The following is a 1,127-nucleotide window of genomic DNA, read 5'->3' as shown; positions in this document are numbered from 1 at the left end:
TTGTCACTTTGCTTTTTCCTAAATTCGTGTCATCATGATCTATTACAATTCCATTGCTACCTGTTTTTGGGTTTGAAGTTTCAGGGTTAGTCGAACTGTTATTCTTAGCCCAATATTCAATACTTTCACCAAACTCTTTATCTATTGACGTGGCTTTATCTACAATTGCTTTTCTATCAGTACCAATAACAGCCCAATTATCGGTGTCATCTAAATTACTAGCATCAAATTGACCATTTGTTTCAGAGTCATATAAGGAAACACGAGTTTCCAAACCGAGTTTTTCAAAGTTCGCATTAGCCTGATCAACTATTTGTTGTGCTACATCCCTGTCAAAACCCTCAGTGGCTAAAAGATAAATTATGTTATCCATTCCTGTCGGATCCACAAAAAATAACGGATTATTAAAAGCATAATTGTAAGGAGTTGTAATCTCATAAGCTTCAGCATGAGGATCAACACTTAACATTCTACCAATAGTTGGATCATATTGTCTAGCATGGCAATCATAGACATTCCAGTCAAGGGATTTTTGCAATTCAAAGCTATTAAAGAGGTACTTATTAGGCTCTGTGGTAATTCTCTGGTAAGAGTTAAAGGTTAACCCAAAAGGATAGTAATCATCTTTCTGCACCACACTACTCTCCGTAAGCACCACCTTCATATCATCAAAGAACACGCGCGAAGAGCTGTTGCTCTCGTTGCTTAGGTAAATATAGATGAAGCCTGCTTTATCTACAACTATATCATTTAAAGCTAAAACCTCATGGGTATTGGCATTGATACCAACCTGTATAAAGCCATCCTTTTGAAAGTTCATTTGCTCATCGAAGAGAATGTAGTTGAGATAAGCCGCCGGCCTTGTGTCTCCTGCGTTATTACCATTACCCACTAAACTTGTACCATTCTCAGCAGTAAAAGCATCGTAAGTCGATTGCTCAAAGGTATTACCTCCATTTGCGCCACCAAACGCCCCGGCTACAGCCGCAAGGATAGCATCGGCAGGTTGCAAATTTCCATAGTCACCAGCTTCGTAATAGCTATATACTTCCATGTCTATCTTATCACCCGGACCTACCGGTAAGCTGATTGCTGGTCCCGCGATCTGGCTGTTGTTCAGCATCACT

1 protein-coding gene is annotated in these 1,127 nt (G+C 39.7%); it reads right to left on the bottom strand.

The window, feature by feature from the left end; translation table 11 throughout:
- The coding region (locus tag E1163_RS00340; protein ID WP_281353069.1) for an RHS repeat-associated core domain-containing protein at nt 1-1,127 on the bottom strand (1,127 nt) is incomplete at both ends.

Origin of the sequence: Fulvivirga kasyanovii, assembly GCF_009711405.1 — a bacterium.
Lineage (GTDB): Bacteria > Bacteroidota > Bacteroidia > Cytophagales > Cyclobacteriaceae > Fulvivirga > Fulvivirga kasyanovii.
This window is presented reverse-complemented; position numbering and strand designations above follow the sequence as displayed.